The organism is Myxococcus sp. AB036A, from assembly GCF_006547355.1.
Classification (GTDB): Bacteria; Myxococcota; Myxococcia; order Myxococcales; family Myxococcaceae; genus Myxococcus; species Myxococcus virescens.
On the sequence record NZ_VHLC01000031.1, the window covers coordinates 38,416 to 52,809 of the forward strand.

Below are 14,394 nucleotides of genomic sequence, written 5' to 3' on the forward strand. Positions count from 1 at the left end.
ACCCGGGGCGCTACTCCTTCTTCGAAGAAGTCGAGTCAGGGAGGTTCAGCTCGGCGCGCGTCGCGGCCTGGACGCGGCGGGCCTGCCGGGGCCGGGCCACCAGCGGCGGAGGCGCGGCGGGCGCACCGGGCTGCTGGAGTGTCTCCAGGTGCTTCGCCAAGGCGTCGAGCGTGGGGTGCTCGAAGAGGACGCGGAGTGACACGTCCATATTGCAGGACTCCTGGATGCGCGCCACCACCTGGACGGCCTTCATCGACTGGCCTCCCAGGTCGAAGAAGTTGTCTCGCGCGCCGACCTGCTCCACCGCGAGGACGTCGCGCCAGATGGCCGCGAGCTGGACTTCCGTGGGCGTGCGCGGCGCCTCGTAGGCCGCTGAGGCGCGCTGGTTCGCCGACGGCGCGGGGAGCGCTTTGCGGTCCAGCTTGCCGTTGGCCGTCCGGGGGAAGGACTCCAGCGTCACGAAGTGGCTCGGCAGCATGTACGCCGGCAGGTGAGAGGCCAGGTGCTGGCGGATCGTCAGCGCCTCGGGGGCGCGCTCGGTGCCGGGGCGCACGTAGGCGACCAGCTCCGCGTGGCCCGCCACGTCCCACAGCTTCACAGCGGCTTCCAGGACGCCAGGCACCTGCGCCAGCCGGGCTTCAATCTCTCCCAGCTCGATGCGATAGCCGCGCAGCTTCACCTGTCCATCGCCGCGGCCCAGGTACTCCAGCGTGCCGTCTGGCAGCGCGCGCACCAGGTCCCCCGTGGCGTAGAGCCGCCCGCCCGGTGCCTGTCCGAAGGGATCCGGCACGAAGCGCTCCGCCGTCAGGTCCGGACGGTGGAGGTAGCCCTGCGCCACGCCGTGCCCGCCGATGTACAGCGCGCCCGTCACGCCCAGGGGCACCGGCTGCATGGCCGCGTCCAGCACGTACACCTGCGTGTTGCCAATGGGGCGGCCCAGCGTGATGCGGCGTCCCGGCTCCAGGCGCGTGGTGGTGGACCAGATGGTCGTCTCCGTGGGGCCGTACATGTTCCACAGGGACGCGCCGCGCGAGCACAGCGGCTCGACGAGTTCGGAGGGAATCGCCTCTCCACCGCAGAGGAGCTTCAGCGTGGGGCTGCCTTTCCACCCCAGCGTCAGCAACATCCGCCACGTGGAAGGCGTTGCCTGCATCACCGTGGCGCCACTCTCCACCAGCGCCCGCATCAGCCGGGTGCCATCCACGGCCGTCTCGCTACTGGCGATGACGACGTTTCCGCCCACGCTCAGGGGCAGGAACAGCTCCAGCACGGAGATGTCGAAGGCCACCGTCGTCACGGCGAACAGCGTGTCCTGGTCGGTCATCCCAGGCGCCCGCTGCATGGACGCCATGAAGTTGACGACCGCGGCGTGCGGTACGGCCACGCCCTTCGGGCGACCCGTGGAGCCGGACGTGTAGAGCACGTAGGCCAGGTTCGTGCCCGCGATCGTCACCTGGGGCGGCGTCGTGGGGGCGCCGGAGGCCTCGGCCAGCACCATGCGCTTGCCGCGATAGGCAGGGACCTGTGCGGCCAGCTCCGGCTCCGTCAGTAGCAGTGAGACGCCGCTGTCATCCAGGATGTGCGCCAGCCGGTCCGGCGGATAAAGCGGGTCCAGCGGGACATACGCCGCGCCCGCCTTCAGGATGCCGAGCAACCCCACGAGCAGCTCCACCGAGCGCTCCAGGAAGATGCCCACGCGGTGCCCCGGCTCCACGCCGAGCTGGCGCAGGTGGTTCGCCAGCCGGTTCGCCTCTTCATCCAGCTCTCGGTAGGTCAGGGCGCGCGACTCGAAGCGCACGGCGGTGGCGTCCGGACGGCGCGCGGCCTGCCGTTCGAAGAGGCCGTGGAGGCTGTCGGGCAGGGGAAGGTCGAGCGCGGTGTCGTTCCACTCCCGCAGCAGTCGCAGGCGCTCGGGCCCGGTCAGCAGGGGCAGGTCCCTCACAGACCGGGTGGGGTTCTCCGCGATGGCCGCGAGCAGCGTGAGGAGGTGGCCGGACATCCGCTCGACGGTCGCCGCATCGAACAGGTCGGTGTTGTAGTTCAGCTCGCTGACCAGCCCCTGCGCCGTCTCTGCCATCGACAGGGAGAGGTCGAATTGCGTGGTGCCGCTCTCGAACTCCAACTGCTCCAGCGTGAGGCCGGACAGCGAGAGGACCTCGGACGGCGTGTTCTGGAGCGTGAACAGCACCTGGAACAGCGGGGAGTAGCTCGGGTCACGCGCGGGCTGGAGTGCTTCGACCAACTGCTCGAAGGGCAGCGTCTGATGCGCATAGGCGCTCAGCGTGTCCTGACGCACGCGGGTCAGCAGCTCGGAGAACGGACGCGCGCCGTCCACCTGGAGCCGCAGCGGCAGTGAGTTGACGAAGAGGCCGATGAGGGGCTCCGTCTGGTGCACCCGGTTGGCAATGGGCGTGCCGATGACGAGGTCCTCCTGCCGGCTGCCGCGGGACAGGAGCACGCCGAACGCGGACAGCAGCGTCATGAACAGCGTGGCCTCTGCCTCGCGGCTCCGCTGCTTGAGCCGGGCGGTCAGCTCCGCCGGCACGGTGAAGCGATGGGTCGCACCGTGGAAGCGCTGGTTCGCGGGGCGCGGCCGGTCGGTGGGCAGCTCCAGCAGCGCAGGGGCGCCGGCCAGGTGGTCGCGCCACCAGGAGAGGTGCGGCTGGAGGTCGCCACGGGTGGCGCGCTCCTGCTGCCAGCGCGCGAAGTCACCGTACTGTAGGGTGGGTTCGGGAAGCGGAGAGGGCTCGCCCGTGCTGAACGCGCGGTAGAGCGCCGCCAGTTCGCGGATGAGGACGCCCAGGGACCAACCGTCGCAGGCGACGTGATGGAGCGTGAGCAGCAGCACGTGTTCGCGTGGGTCCAACCGCAGCAGCGACAACCGCAGGGGCAGGTCTCGTGACAGGTCGAAGGGCCGGCTGGCCTCCTCCGTCGCCCACCGCCGGACCTCGGCCTGACGCGCGTCGGCGGGGAGGTGCTGGAGGTCCACCTCGGGCATCGTCACGGAGGCGGGCGGCAAGACGCGCTGGAAGGGCTTGCCCTGATGCTGCCCATAGCTCGTGCGAAGCACTTCGTGACGGCGGACGATTTCGTCCAGGCTCCGCTGAAGCGCGGCGATGTCCAGGGCGCCTTCGAGCCGCAGCGACGCGGGCATGTTGTACGCGCCGCTGGGCCCTTGGAACTGCTCCAGGAACCACATGCGCTGCTGGCCGGATGACAGCGGCAGCGCTCCGTCGCGAGGGCCGGCGGGGATGAGCTCCGCGGCGCTCTGGAGTGACTGGCCCACCTGCTGGAGGAAGGAGACCAGCTCCTCCTTGCGGGACTTCATCTCTCCGAGCAGGTCGGGTGTCATCACACCCGGCGGGGCGTTGAAGCGCAGGCGCTCGCCTTCCATCCACAGCCGTACGTCGTGCTGGCGCAGCCGGGTCAACAGTCCGTCGATCGTGTTCACAGCTCCCCCTCTTCACGGCTCGCGCCGCTGACGCTGGTGTCCTCGGCTGTACGTGACGCCCACAGGATGGTGTCCACGTGCTCCGCGAGCCCGGCGATGGTCGTCTGCTTGAAGAGCCGCTCCAGCGGCAGCTCCACCTTGAGCGCGTCCCGCAGTCGCGAGGCCACCTGCGTGGCCAGCAGCGAGTCACCGCCCAGTTCGAAGAAGTCGTCGTGGATACCCACGCGAGGCAGGCGCAGGGCCTTCATCCACACCTCCGCCAGCGTCTGCTCGGTGGGCGTGCGCGGTGCGACGAAGGGCCGCGTGGGCGCGCTGGCCTCCGGGTCGGGCGCGGGCAGCGCCTTGCGGTCCAGCTTCCCGCTGGCCGTCAGAGGCATGGCCTCCATGAGGACGAAGAAGGCGGGGACCATGTAGTCCGGCAGCTTCTCCAGCAGGAACTGGCGGAGCGCGGCGGGTGTCACGCTGCCCTGCGCGGAGGGCACCACGTAGGCCACCAGCCGCTTGTCATGTCCGGCCAGCGCGCCCGGCTCCTCGCGGACCGTGACGACCACTTCCTGGACGTGCTCGTGCGCGCTCAGCGCGGACTCGATTTCTCCCAGCTCGATTCGGAAGCCGCGCACCTTCACCTGGTGGTCGCTGCGTCCCAGGAACTCGAGCGTGGCGTCAGGCCGGTAGCGGACCAGGTCTCCGGTTCGGTAGAGGCGCGCCGCCGGGTCGTCGCTGAACGGATCCGGGACGAAGCGCTGCGCGGTGAGCTCCGGGCGGTTGAGGTAACCCGCCGCGACCAGCGGTCCGCCGATGTGCAGCTCGCCCGCCACACCGATGGGCACGGGCGCGCCATGCCGGTCCAGCACATAGCAGGGGCGGTTCGACAGCGGCTGGCCGATGGGGACGCGCGTGGCGCTCCAGCCCTTGGGGATGTCAAAGGTGGTCGCGGTGATGAGCGTCTCAGTGGGGCCGTAGGCATTGAGCGTGCGCACGTTGCCCAGCGGGCCGTGCTGCCACAGCTCCAGCACCTTGGGCAGCACGGTGTCGCCGCCGATGATGACCAGCCGCAAGTCATGGGCACCGATCGTTGGCGGCGATTCGGCCCAGCTCTGCGTGAGCTGCTGCCAGTACGCCGTGGGGAAGTTCATCACTGACAGCCGCTGTTCGACGACGCGGCGGGCCAGCTCCTCGGGCGTCCAGACCTGGTTGCCGCGCAGGACCACCGTGGCGCCTGTCATGAACGTCGGGAGAATCTGCTCCAGGGACGCGTCGAAGTTGAACGAGGCGAACTGCAGCACGCGGTCGCGCTCGGTCAGCTCGAAGTGGAGCTGCATGTCCTGGAAGTGCACCGCCATCTGGCCGTGGCTGATGACGACGCCCTTGGGCTCACCCGTGGAGCCGGAGGTGTAGATGACGTAGGCGGGGGACGTGGCCGTCGCGGAGTTGGGCGGGTTCTCCGTGGGGCGAGACGCCAGCGTGACGGCGTCCGTGTCCAGGTGGACGACCTTCGCGGTGTGCGAGGGCAGCCGCTCCGCGAGGGACTGCTTCGTCACCAGCACGGCCGCGCGTGCGTCGTCCAGCAGGAAGCGCAGCCGCTCCACGGGGTGCGTGGGGTCCAGCGGAACGTAGGCGCCACCGGCCTTGAGGATGGCCAGCAGCGTCACCAGCATCTCCGGCGAGCGATCGATGAAGGCGCCCACCAGCACGCCCGGTCCGACACCCAGGCCGCGCAGGTGGTGCGCGAGCTGGTTCGCGCGCCGGTTGAAGTCGGCGTAGGTGATGCACTGGCCGTCCAGCTCCACCGCGTGCACGCCGGGCCTCGCGGCGGCCTGCTGTTCGATGAACTGGTGCGTGAGGAGGTCCTCCCGGTAGCCCACCTGGTTCTGGTTCCACGCCACCAGGACCTTGCGGCGCTCGGTCGGGGTGAGCATCGGCAGGTCGGCGACGCGCGCTTCCGGCTGCTTGAGCGTTCCTGACAGCAGCGTGCGGAAGCCCTTCGCCCAGCGGGCCAGCGTCGCCGCTTCGAACAGGTCGGTGTTGTAGTCGAAGTCGAGGACGAGTCCGTCCTCGGCGTCGATGACGTTCAGGCTCAGGTCGAAGGCGGCGTAGCGCACGGGCTGCGGGACGAAGTGTGTCCGAAGGCCGTCCATCTGGAGGTTGCCCAGGGGGCGCTCCAGGTTGAACGTGACGCTGACGAGCGGGGTGTGGCTCGTGCTGCGCGGCAGTCCCAGGCGCTTGATGAGCAGGGCGAAGGGATAGTCCTGGTGCTCATACGCCTCCCAGAGCACTTGCTTGAGGCCCTGGACGTATTCGGAGAACGTCTGCTCACCCTGAACGTGGCTGGCGATGGGCAGCAGGTGCGAGCAGTAGCCCACCAGCCCCTCGCTGCCCTCCATTCCCCGGCCCGCGGTGGGGATGCCCACCAGGACGTCATCCTGGCCCGTCATGCGGTGGAGGAACGTGGTGTAGACGGAGAGCAGCAGCATGAAGAGCGTGGACTGCTGTTGCGCCGCCGCCTCCCGCAGGGACTGGGTGGTGGCGCGGTCCAGTCGCAGCGTCTGCCGGGCACCCCGATAGCTGCGGTGTGCGGGGCGGCCATGGTCGATGGGCAGCTCCAGCGCGGGCAGCGTCTCCACGCGCCGGCTCAGCCAGAAGCGCTCGTGGGCCGTCTGCTCCTTGGTTCCGGCCTGCTGCTGGAGCCACTGCACATACTCGCCCCATTGCATCGCGGGTGGAGGCGGGGTGCTCTTGCCTCCCCGGAGCTCGGTGTAGCGCGCGGCAATCTCGCGGACGATGACACCCAGCGACCAGCCGTCCACCGCGACGTGGTGCGCGGTGAGGACGAGGATGTGCTCCTGGGCACCCAGCTTCAGCAGGTTGACGCGGAAGGGCGCACCGCGGTGCAGGTCGAACGGCGTGTTGCTCTCCTGCTCGTACCAGGCGGAGAGGCGCTCGGCCTGCTCCAGCGCGGGCAGGGGGGAGAGGTCGTGCAACGTCAGGGAAAGCGACAGCGAAGCGGCCGCGGTCTGCTGCTCGCCGGACTCGTGGACGTGGATGCGCAGGGCTTCATGCCGGTCGACGACGTGCTGGATGGCGCGTTGGAGCACCTCGGGCTGGAGCACGCCTTCGAGCCGCAGGCTCATCGACAGGTTGTAGGAGATGGAGCCGCCGGGGCTCATCTGGGCGAGCACCCACAGTTGCCGCTGCGCCTCCGTCATCGGCAGCGTGCGCGCTTCCACGCGAGTGGGCTCGGGCGGTGTGGTGCGTGGCCAGAATCCGCCCGCGCGCATGTCCGCCACCGTCTCGGTGACGGCGCGGACAATGGTGTCGAGGTCCTCGTCGGAGTGCGCGGTGGAGAGCATGCACGTGCGCCCCTCCCAGATGTAGATGCCGCGATGGATGAGGTGGCAGAAGAACAGGTCCATCTCCAGCGACTGGTACAGGTAGCTGGTGTTGCCAGCGGCGGAGAAGCGCAGCACCGAGCCGCCGTGGACCGCCTCGATGGGCGCCTGCTCGCGCTGGAAGATGTCGTTGAGGCGAGCGACCAGCCCCGCGGCGCGGCGGCTCAGATTCTCCTGGAGCGCGGGCCCCTGGGCCTTGAGGTGGCTCAGCGTGGCCACCGTGGTCGCCATGGTCAGCGGGTGCTTGCAGAACGTGCCTGCGGAGAAGGTCGTCTCGACAGCGGGGTAGGACGCGTCGCCGTAGTTCCAGTCGCCTCCGTCGATGCGGTCCACGAATCCGCCGCGGTCCGCGACGGCGCCAATGGCCATGCCGCCACCGAGCACCTTGCCGTAGGTGACCAGGTCCGCCTCGATGCCGTACCACGCCTGAGCACCCCCTGGATGGAGCCGGAAGCCGGTGATGACCTCGTCGAAGATGAGGGGCACGCCTGCTTCACGCGTCATCGTCCGCAGCGCCTGGAGGAAGGCCCGTGGCTGGAGATTGGGACGGCGGCTCTGCACGGGTTCGACGAGGACGCCCGCCAGCTCGTGAAGGTGCTCGCGGATGAGCTCCAGCGTGCGGTCCTCGCCGTAGGGCAGCACGAGGACGTCCTCGACGACCTTGGGAGACACGCCCGCCGCCATGGGCAGCGACTGGGGCTCGCCGTTGACCATGCGGCCCACCACCAGCGTGCCGTCGGAGTGGCCGTGGTAGGAGCCGGTGAACATCACGATTTTCGTGCGACCTGTCGCGGCGCGCGCCAGCCGGAGCGCCGTCATCACCGCCTCCGTGCCGGAGTTGCAGAAGGTGACGCGCTTCATGCCGGTCAGCTCGCAGAGCAGCTCCGCGGCTTGCCCGCCCAGGTCCGACTGGGGGCCCAACTCCATGCCCTCCGCCAGACGTTGTTGCAGCGCCTCCATGATGAAGGGCGGGTTGTGACCGAACAGGTGCACCCCGAAGCCCATGGAGAAGTCGATGTACTCGTTGCCGTCCGCGTCCCAGACCCGCGAGCCCTTCGAACGCACGCTGACGATGGGGTAGCAGACCTCCTTCAGCTCGGCGCGGAAGTTCATCAGCCACCGCACGTCGCTCCACTTCGAGCGGTAGCGGACGGCTGCTTCCTTCGAGCGCTTCGTGCGCGCGGTGTACTTCGCGATGAGCGCGTCCAGATGACGCTGCTGTACCGCGGGGAGCTCGCGCTCGGGCGTGCCGGACCTGGGCCCCGCGCCAAAGGGTGACGCGCCTCCAGCCTTCGCGGTGTTCGTGGGCACGGTCTTGGGGGCGGGGGCTTCCTGCGCCGCGACGGGAAGCTGCATCGTCGCTGCGGGACGTCCGCCCAGGAGCGCGAGCTGCTGCGCCATGAGCTGCAACTGCTGCTGGATGAGCTGCTCGACGGCGCTTCCCGGAGGTGCGGAGAGCGTGTTCACGGCGGCGGGAGGCGCGCTCATGGGGAGCGGCGCGGGAACGCTCGTCGCGGCTGGCGCGGAGTTCAGCACGAAGCTCGCGGGCAGCGTCTGGTCGAGGTGGCTCGCCAGGGCGTCCAGCGTCGTCAGCTCCTCGAAGAGCTGACGGATGGCCAGCTTTACGCCGAAGCGCTTCTCCACGTTGCGGATGGCGTCCAGCAACACGAGGGAGTCGGCGCCCATCTCCAGGAAGGACATGCGCGGGTCGAGCTTCTCGGGAGGGGCCTGGAGCAGCAAGGCGACGACCGCGCGGAGATCCGTGAGGATGCGCTCCTTGCGTGACACGACGGGCGCTGCGGCAGAGGTCTGGGTCATCATCGTCGGCCTGTGGGCAGGGGAGGGGAGCGCGGAGTCCAGCAAGTACCTCTGGCGCTCGAAGGGATAGGTGGGCAGTGGGACACGCCGTCGCGGACGGTCAACGTCCACTGCGCTCCATGGGACGGCGACGCCGCGCGTGTGCAACGCACCGAGGCTGTCGAGCAGTGTCCCCCAGGCATCCTGCTGACGCCGCAGGCTGGGGAGCCATAGGCTCGCGCTCTCGGGAACGCAGCGCTTCGCCATGCCGAGCAGCGTGTCGTGCGGGCCCAGCTCGATGAACAGCGCGGGGCCCGCCTGCGTCAGCGTCTGGAGGCTCTTGAAGAACTGGACAGGCGCGCGCGCGTGCCGTCGCCAGTAGGCGGCGTCGGGAGCCTGGGACATGCGCTCGCCCGTGACATTCGAGATGAGCGGGAGTCGCGGCGCGTGGGCGGGCAGGACGCGGGCTACCTGCTCGAAGCCATCGAGCATCGGCTCCAGCAGCGGCGAGTGGAACGCGTGGGAGACGGTGAGGGGGCGCGACTCGACACCTTGCGCCTGTAGCGCCGCGGTGATGCGCTGGACCGCTTCACGCTCACCGGAGATGACGACGTGCCTGGGCCCGTTGATGGCGGCGACGTCCACCAGGGACTCGCCCTCCAGCGCCATGCGCACCGTGCCTTCATCCGTCAGGACCGCCGCCATGGCGCCGTTCTGGGGCAGTGCCTGGATGAGACGGCTGCGCGTGGCCAGCAGGGCCAGCGCCTCCTCCAGCCCGAGCGCGCCCGCCGTGTGCGCGGCCGTGAATTCGCCCACGCTGTGGCCCATGACGGCGTCGGGCACCACGCCCCACGAACGCCACAGCTCCGTCAGGGCATGGCCCAGCGCGAACAGAGCCGGCTGGGTGTAGCGCGTCTGGTGGATGAGCTGAGCGGTGGCGTCCGTCGTCGGAAACAGCACCGACAGCAGCGGGACATCCAGGTGTGGACGGAGAAGCGCGTCGCAGCGCTCCAGGGCTTCACGGAAGACGGGGGCGCTGTCGAACAGTTGTCGGCCCATGCCGGGGTACTGGGTGCCCTGGCCGGGATACAGGAAGACGATTCGCGGCGCGGCGCCACGCTGCACCTCGCCCTGATGCAGCCTGGGAACGGCGTGCCCTTGGGCGAAGGACTCGAGCCGCGACGCCATCTCCGCATGGGAGTTCGCGGTGAGCGCGAGCCGATGCGGCCACGCATTGCGGCCGGTGTTCGCGGTGAAGCAGACATCCGCCAGCGCGGGGGCGTCCGGCCGTAGCAGGTGCTCCTGGTACTGCCGGGCCATGTTCCGCAGGGCCGCATCGCTCCGGGCCGACAGCGTCAGGACGTGGCTGTCACGCTCGGGGAGGCGAGGTGCATCCGCGGGGCGCGGCGGAGGCTCGCTCAGGATGACGTGGGCGTTGGTTCCACCGAAGCCGAACGCGCTGACTCCCGCGACACGCGCGCCGGGCGCTTGGGGCCAAGGCTCCCGGCGGGTTGGAATCGGGAATCGGGACGCATCCAAGGCGATGTGCGGGTTGAGTGCGCGCAGGTGGACCTGCGGCGGAATCTCGCCGTGGCCCAGGGCCAGCACCGTCTTCATCAGCCCCGCGATGCCTGCCGCCGCTTCCAGGTGGCCGATGTTGCTCTTCGCCGAGCCGATGAAGCAGCGCTGCTCCGCCGTCCTCCCTGGAGACAGCACGGCGCTCAGTGCCGCCAGTTCAATCGGGTCGCCCAGCGGCGTCCCCGTGCCGTGGGCTTCGATGTAGCCAATCTGTTCTGGCGACAGGCGGGCCTGACGCAGGGCTTGCTGGATGACGTCCTGCTGCGCGGCGCCGCTGGGCGCGGTGAGCCCGTTGCTGAGCCCGTCATGATTCACGGCCGAGCCGCGGATGACGGCTAGGATGGGCGCGCCCGAGGCCAGCGCATCGGACAGGCGCTGAAGGACGACGATGCCGCAGCCCTCCGAGCGCACGTAACCATCGGCCGACGCGTCGAACGTCTTGCAGCGTCCATCCGCCGCCATCATCCCCGCCTGCGAGAAGGCGATGGTGAGCTCGGGCGACAGGATGAGGTTGACGCCGCCCGCCATCGCCAGGTCGCACTCTCGGCCGCGGAGGCTCTGACAGGCCAGGTGCACCGCGACGAGCGACGATGAGCACGCGGTGTCCACGGCCATGCTCGGACCGCGCAAGCCCAACACGTACGACAGCCGGTTGGCCGCGATGCTGTGTGCGTTGCCCGTGCCCGCGTATGCATCCAACAAGGAGCGGTCGCCGAACTGTCGCTGCGCGTAGTCGCTGGTGCTGATGCCGACAAAGACGCCGGTGCGACTGCCCTGGAGTCCCTGCGGTGCCTGTCCCGCGCGCTCCAGCGCCTCCCACGCGACTTCCAGGAGCAGGCGCTGCTGCGGATCCATCCGCACGGCTTCGCGAGGCGAGATGCCGAAGAAGAGCGGGTCGAACGCGCCGACGTCTTCGAGGAAGCCGCCCCATCGCGTGTTCATCGTCGCGGGCGTGGACGCGTCCGGCGCGTAGAGGCTCGCCGCGTCCCAACGGTCCGCGGGGACTTCGGTGATGGCATCCCCGCCGCGCTGGAGCAGCGCCCAGAATGCCTCTGGCGTCGGGGCGCCCGGGAAGCGGCACCCCAGCGACACCACCGCGATGGCGTCGTCCTGCGCGGCCTCGGTGACGGGCGTCGCGGGCGCATGCGCCACGGGCTCGGTGCCACGGCCGAGCGCCTGGCTGAGCGCGTCGATGGTGGGGTGCTCCCACAGGATGGTGGGCGACACGTCGCGGCCCAGCCAGTCCGCCAACTCACCCGACAGGAACACCGCGTCCTTCGACGTCAGCCCGTAGCGAACGAAAGGTTCCTGGGGGTCGACCTCTTCGGGCGTGAGCTCGGCGGACTCGGCGACGTAGGCCCGAAGCCACGCCGCGATTTCATCGCGCGTGCGGTCTTCGGACACACCGGAGACCAGAGGGGAATCCACAGGGGCCTGCGAGACACCGGAAGATGACTTCATGGAAAATCACGGACCGACAGTGTAATCCTGCAGATCTGGATTATTATGAAATCGTTTTGAATCCGACTAGTCTTGACGGAGTTCCGAGGTAAATTTCTGGTGCCAGCGCTCCGGCAGGGGTTGGCGCTTTCCAAGTGGGGTCTCGGCGCCAGGAGTCCGGGCTGACTCACTGCTGTGACGACAGGTGCTTGCAGATGGCGTTCAGCGAGTTCGAGTGCTGGTCCGAATCAGGCCAGTTGGATTGCGTGGCGGTGTTCCGGCCCGCGGCGCTGGACGTCACCACCGCGGAGGAGGCGGCGGCGGTCGGCTTCATGCGGCCTGTCACTCGCAGTGAGGCGGAGGACGCCTTCGGCCGGCTGCGGGACGCGCTGACGCGCCTTGGTTGCCAGACGATTGACCTGTGGGAGTTGCTACCGGAGCGCGAGCGCGCGGTGAGCGACACCACGGTGAACCGGGTGTTTGTCCGCGATACCGCGGCGGTGCTCGGGCGTCAGCTCGTGACGGGCACGGCGGCCTTTCCGGTGCGGCTGGCGGAGTTCGACGTGGCGCACCGCGCGCTGTCGCAGCTCCAGCCGGAGCTGTCGAGCGACGAAGGCCCGACGTCCGCGCGCATCGAGTTCGGGGACGTCTTCGTGCTCGACGCGGAGCGGTTGCTGGTCAACGTGGGGCTGCGCAGCGACGCGCGGGCGCTTCAACCCTTCCTGGAGCTGGCGTGGCGTTCAGGCTTCCGCGAGGCCGCCGTCGTCCGCATCCCGGAGAGCCTGGGCATCATCCACCTGGATCTGGCCTTCAACGTGCTTGGGCCGCGGGCGGTGGTGGCGCGGGCCTTTCTGCGCCACACGCCCATCCAGGTGTTCACACAGGGCGTGGCGCCGCACTGGGAGCCCTTTGACGGCTACTTCGCCCAGCGGGGCCGCCGCGTCATCCCCTTCGAGCCGAAAGGGGAGAGCGGCTTCATGTCGAACTTCATCTACGTGGGGCCCGACCTGATTCTCGCCTCGGAGAGCGCCTCGGTGGGCCTTCGTCCTCTGGCGAAGGAGGCCGGCATCGAGGTGGCGAGCGTCGACATCGAGGCGCTGGAGCGGGGCAACGGCAGCGTTCGGTGCCTCACGATGCCCCTGCGCCGGCGCGCGGTGTAGCGAAGGACCGCCGGCGATTCGCGCTCAGGAAGGGCGGTTCACCGCGGGCGGGTGGGGCATGTCGCCTTCGCGCTCGTAGTAGAGGCTCGCGCAGCCCTGCTCGTAGACCACGAGCACCCTGTCACTTTCCTCCAGCAGGTCGGAGACCTTCTCCGTGGTCTTGCGGACGAGTACGTCGAACCTACCCGGGCGCTGTTTGTTTCCGGCCCGGACTGTCACGACTGGCATGCGGGGTTCAGCTCCTTGTGCCCCGCGGCGAGCGGTTCCGGGAGGACATCCCCGGCCTGGGCCCATCCGAAGGTAACAAAGGCGTGTCATAACCAAACGAACAGTCCGTTGACAAGCGGGCCGCGCCATGGCGGGAAGAGGCTCCCATGCTCCGCAAGCTCCCCGTTCTGCTGGTTGGTGTTCTTGGTCTGGCCTCTTCCGCGGGCGCGCAGGAGGCGCGGCGGCCTCCGGAGCACCGCTCTCCGACGCCCGCCTGGGCGCCTCGCGGCGTGCTTCTGGGTGTCAGCGCCCAGGATGGCCTGGTCGCTTCCCAGACGAAGGTGCAGTGGCAGCTCACCTTCTACCAGGACCGCAAGGACGCCTTCGCCTTGCTGCTGGAGGGCAGTCTGTCGTGGGGGCTCGCGTTCCCCGATGCCGAGGAGGGCAAGCCGCAGAACGCGGTGCGCTCATTCTACCAGCACAGCCCGCAGGTGGGTGTGGGCTACCGGAACCACCTGCCCGGCCAGGTGCACTGGGGTTTCCAGGTCACCGGCGGTCCCGTCTTCTACGGCGCTGACTTCGATGGTGGGCTGGAGAAGGACCGGCGCGTGGCGGGCCTCATCGAGGGCCGCGTCCACCTGGGTTACCAGTTCGGGGACGTCGCCGGTGGGCTCGCTGTGGGGTATGCCGAGGTATTTGGCTACAAGCGCCGCAGCCTTGGCCGCTTCTTCGTAGGTGGCCCGATGGTCGGGTTGTTCGTGGATTGGCGCTAGGCTTTGCGTAGAGTGCGGCCTGCGAGCACCCTGTTCGCACGCCGCGTATGCCCGAGCCGCTCAGCGCCCATGTGTCGCGATACCTCCGCAACCGAGAAGTCTTCGAGCGGAACCTGCCAGCCGCGCTGCTCGTCTTCACTCCAGCGACGGAGGAAGGCAGCGGCGGGGACGGGGAGGAGTACCGTCTGAAGACGGTGACGAACGCGGGGAACCCCACGCTGGGGGCCAGCGGGCCATTGGTGTTTCCCGTCGTGAAATCGCGGACGAACGCCTTCGGGCGGGGTATCACCGTGGGGCGGACGGGCAACAACGACGTGGTCCTGGACGACGGGAGCGTGTCCCGGTTCCACGCCTGGTTCAGCCGGGAGGAAGGCCATGCGGGCTTCCTGCTGACGGATGCCGGGTCCAAGAATGGCTCCTGGGCGGGGGGCGTCCGCCTCGTGCCCCGGAAGGCCGTTCCGGTGGCGGATGGAGCTCGGTTGCGCTTCGGCCAGGTGGAGGTCGGCTTCTACACGACCAGCGGCTTTCTGCGGATGCTGGCCGTGAGGATGGCTCCCTGAGCCTTGCCACGTCTTCGTGGGCCTGCGTAACGTGCGGAG

General features: G+C 69.4%; 6 protein-coding genes. 3 read left to right on the forward strand and 3 right to left on the reverse strand.

What is annotated here, in order from left to right:
• Positions 1-10: 10 nt before the first annotated feature.
• Complete coding sequence (locus tag FL344_RS15175) at positions 11-3,451, reverse strand: non-ribosomal peptide synthetase (protein ID WP_141619045.1); 3,441 nt, start codon at positions 3,449-3,451, stop codon at positions 11-13.
• Positions 3,448-11,643, reverse strand: coding sequence for a non-ribosomal peptide synthetase/type I polyketide synthase (locus FL344_RS15180; RefSeq protein ID WP_228565069.1), 8,196 nt, complete (start codon positions 11,641-11,643; stop codon positions 3,448-3,450). Before FL344_RS15180 ends, FL344_RS15175 begins: the two co-directional genes overlap by 4 nt.
• A 227-nt stretch (positions 11,644-11,870) precedes the next feature.
• Between FL344_RS15180 and FL344_RS15185 the strand changes: the two genes are divergently transcribed.
• On the forward strand, positions 11,871-12,815 hold the full coding sequence (locus FL344_RS15185; RefSeq protein ID WP_141619047.1) for an arginine deiminase family protein: 945 nt from the start codon (positions 11,871-11,873) through the stop codon (positions 12,813-12,815).
• 24 nt (positions 12,816-12,839) lie between these two features.
• Here the strand turns inward: FL344_RS15185 and FL344_RS15190 are convergent, their stop codons facing one another.
• A complete protein-coding gene (locus tag FL344_RS15190; RefSeq protein ID WP_141592917.1) occupies positions 12,840-13,043 on the reverse strand; it encodes a hypothetical protein in 204 nt (67 codons plus the stop codon).
• 146 nt (positions 13,044-13,189) lie between these two features.
• Between FL344_RS15190 and FL344_RS15195 the strand changes: the two genes are divergently transcribed.
• Together FL344_RS15195 and FL344_RS15200 are read left to right on the forward strand one after the other, a co-directional pair.
• On the forward strand, positions 13,190-13,795 hold the full coding sequence (locus FL344_RS15195) for a hypothetical protein (RefSeq protein WP_141619048.1): 606 nt from the start codon (positions 13,190-13,192) through the stop codon (positions 13,793-13,795).
• Positions 13,796-13,842: 47 nt separating this feature from the next.
• Entirely contained in the window at positions 13,843-14,355 is a 513-nt protein-coding gene (locus FL344_RS15200; protein WP_141592919.1) for an FHA domain-containing protein, read from the forward strand.
• Positions 14,356-14,394 lie beyond the last annotated feature (39 nt).

What these genes read in the sequence shown, in the direction of transcription:
- FL344_RS15195 (WP_141619048.1), top strand. Translation starts at nt 13,190, where the DNA reads ATGCTCCGCAAGCTCCCCGTTCTGCTGGTTGGTGTTCTTGGTCTGGCC.
- FL344_RS15185 (WP_141619047.1), top strand. Translation starts at nt 11,871, where the DNA reads ATGGCGTTCAGCGAGTTCGAGTGCTGGTCCGAATCAGGCCAGTTGGAT.
- FL344_RS15200 (WP_141592919.1), top strand. Translation starts at nt 13,843, where the DNA reads ATGCCCGAGCCGCTCAGCGCCCATGTGTCGCGATACCTCCGCAACCGA.
- FL344_RS15190 (WP_141592917.1), bottom strand. Translation starts at nt 13,043, where the DNA reads ATGCCAGTCGTGACAGTCCGGGCCGGAAACAAACAGCGCCCGGGTAGG.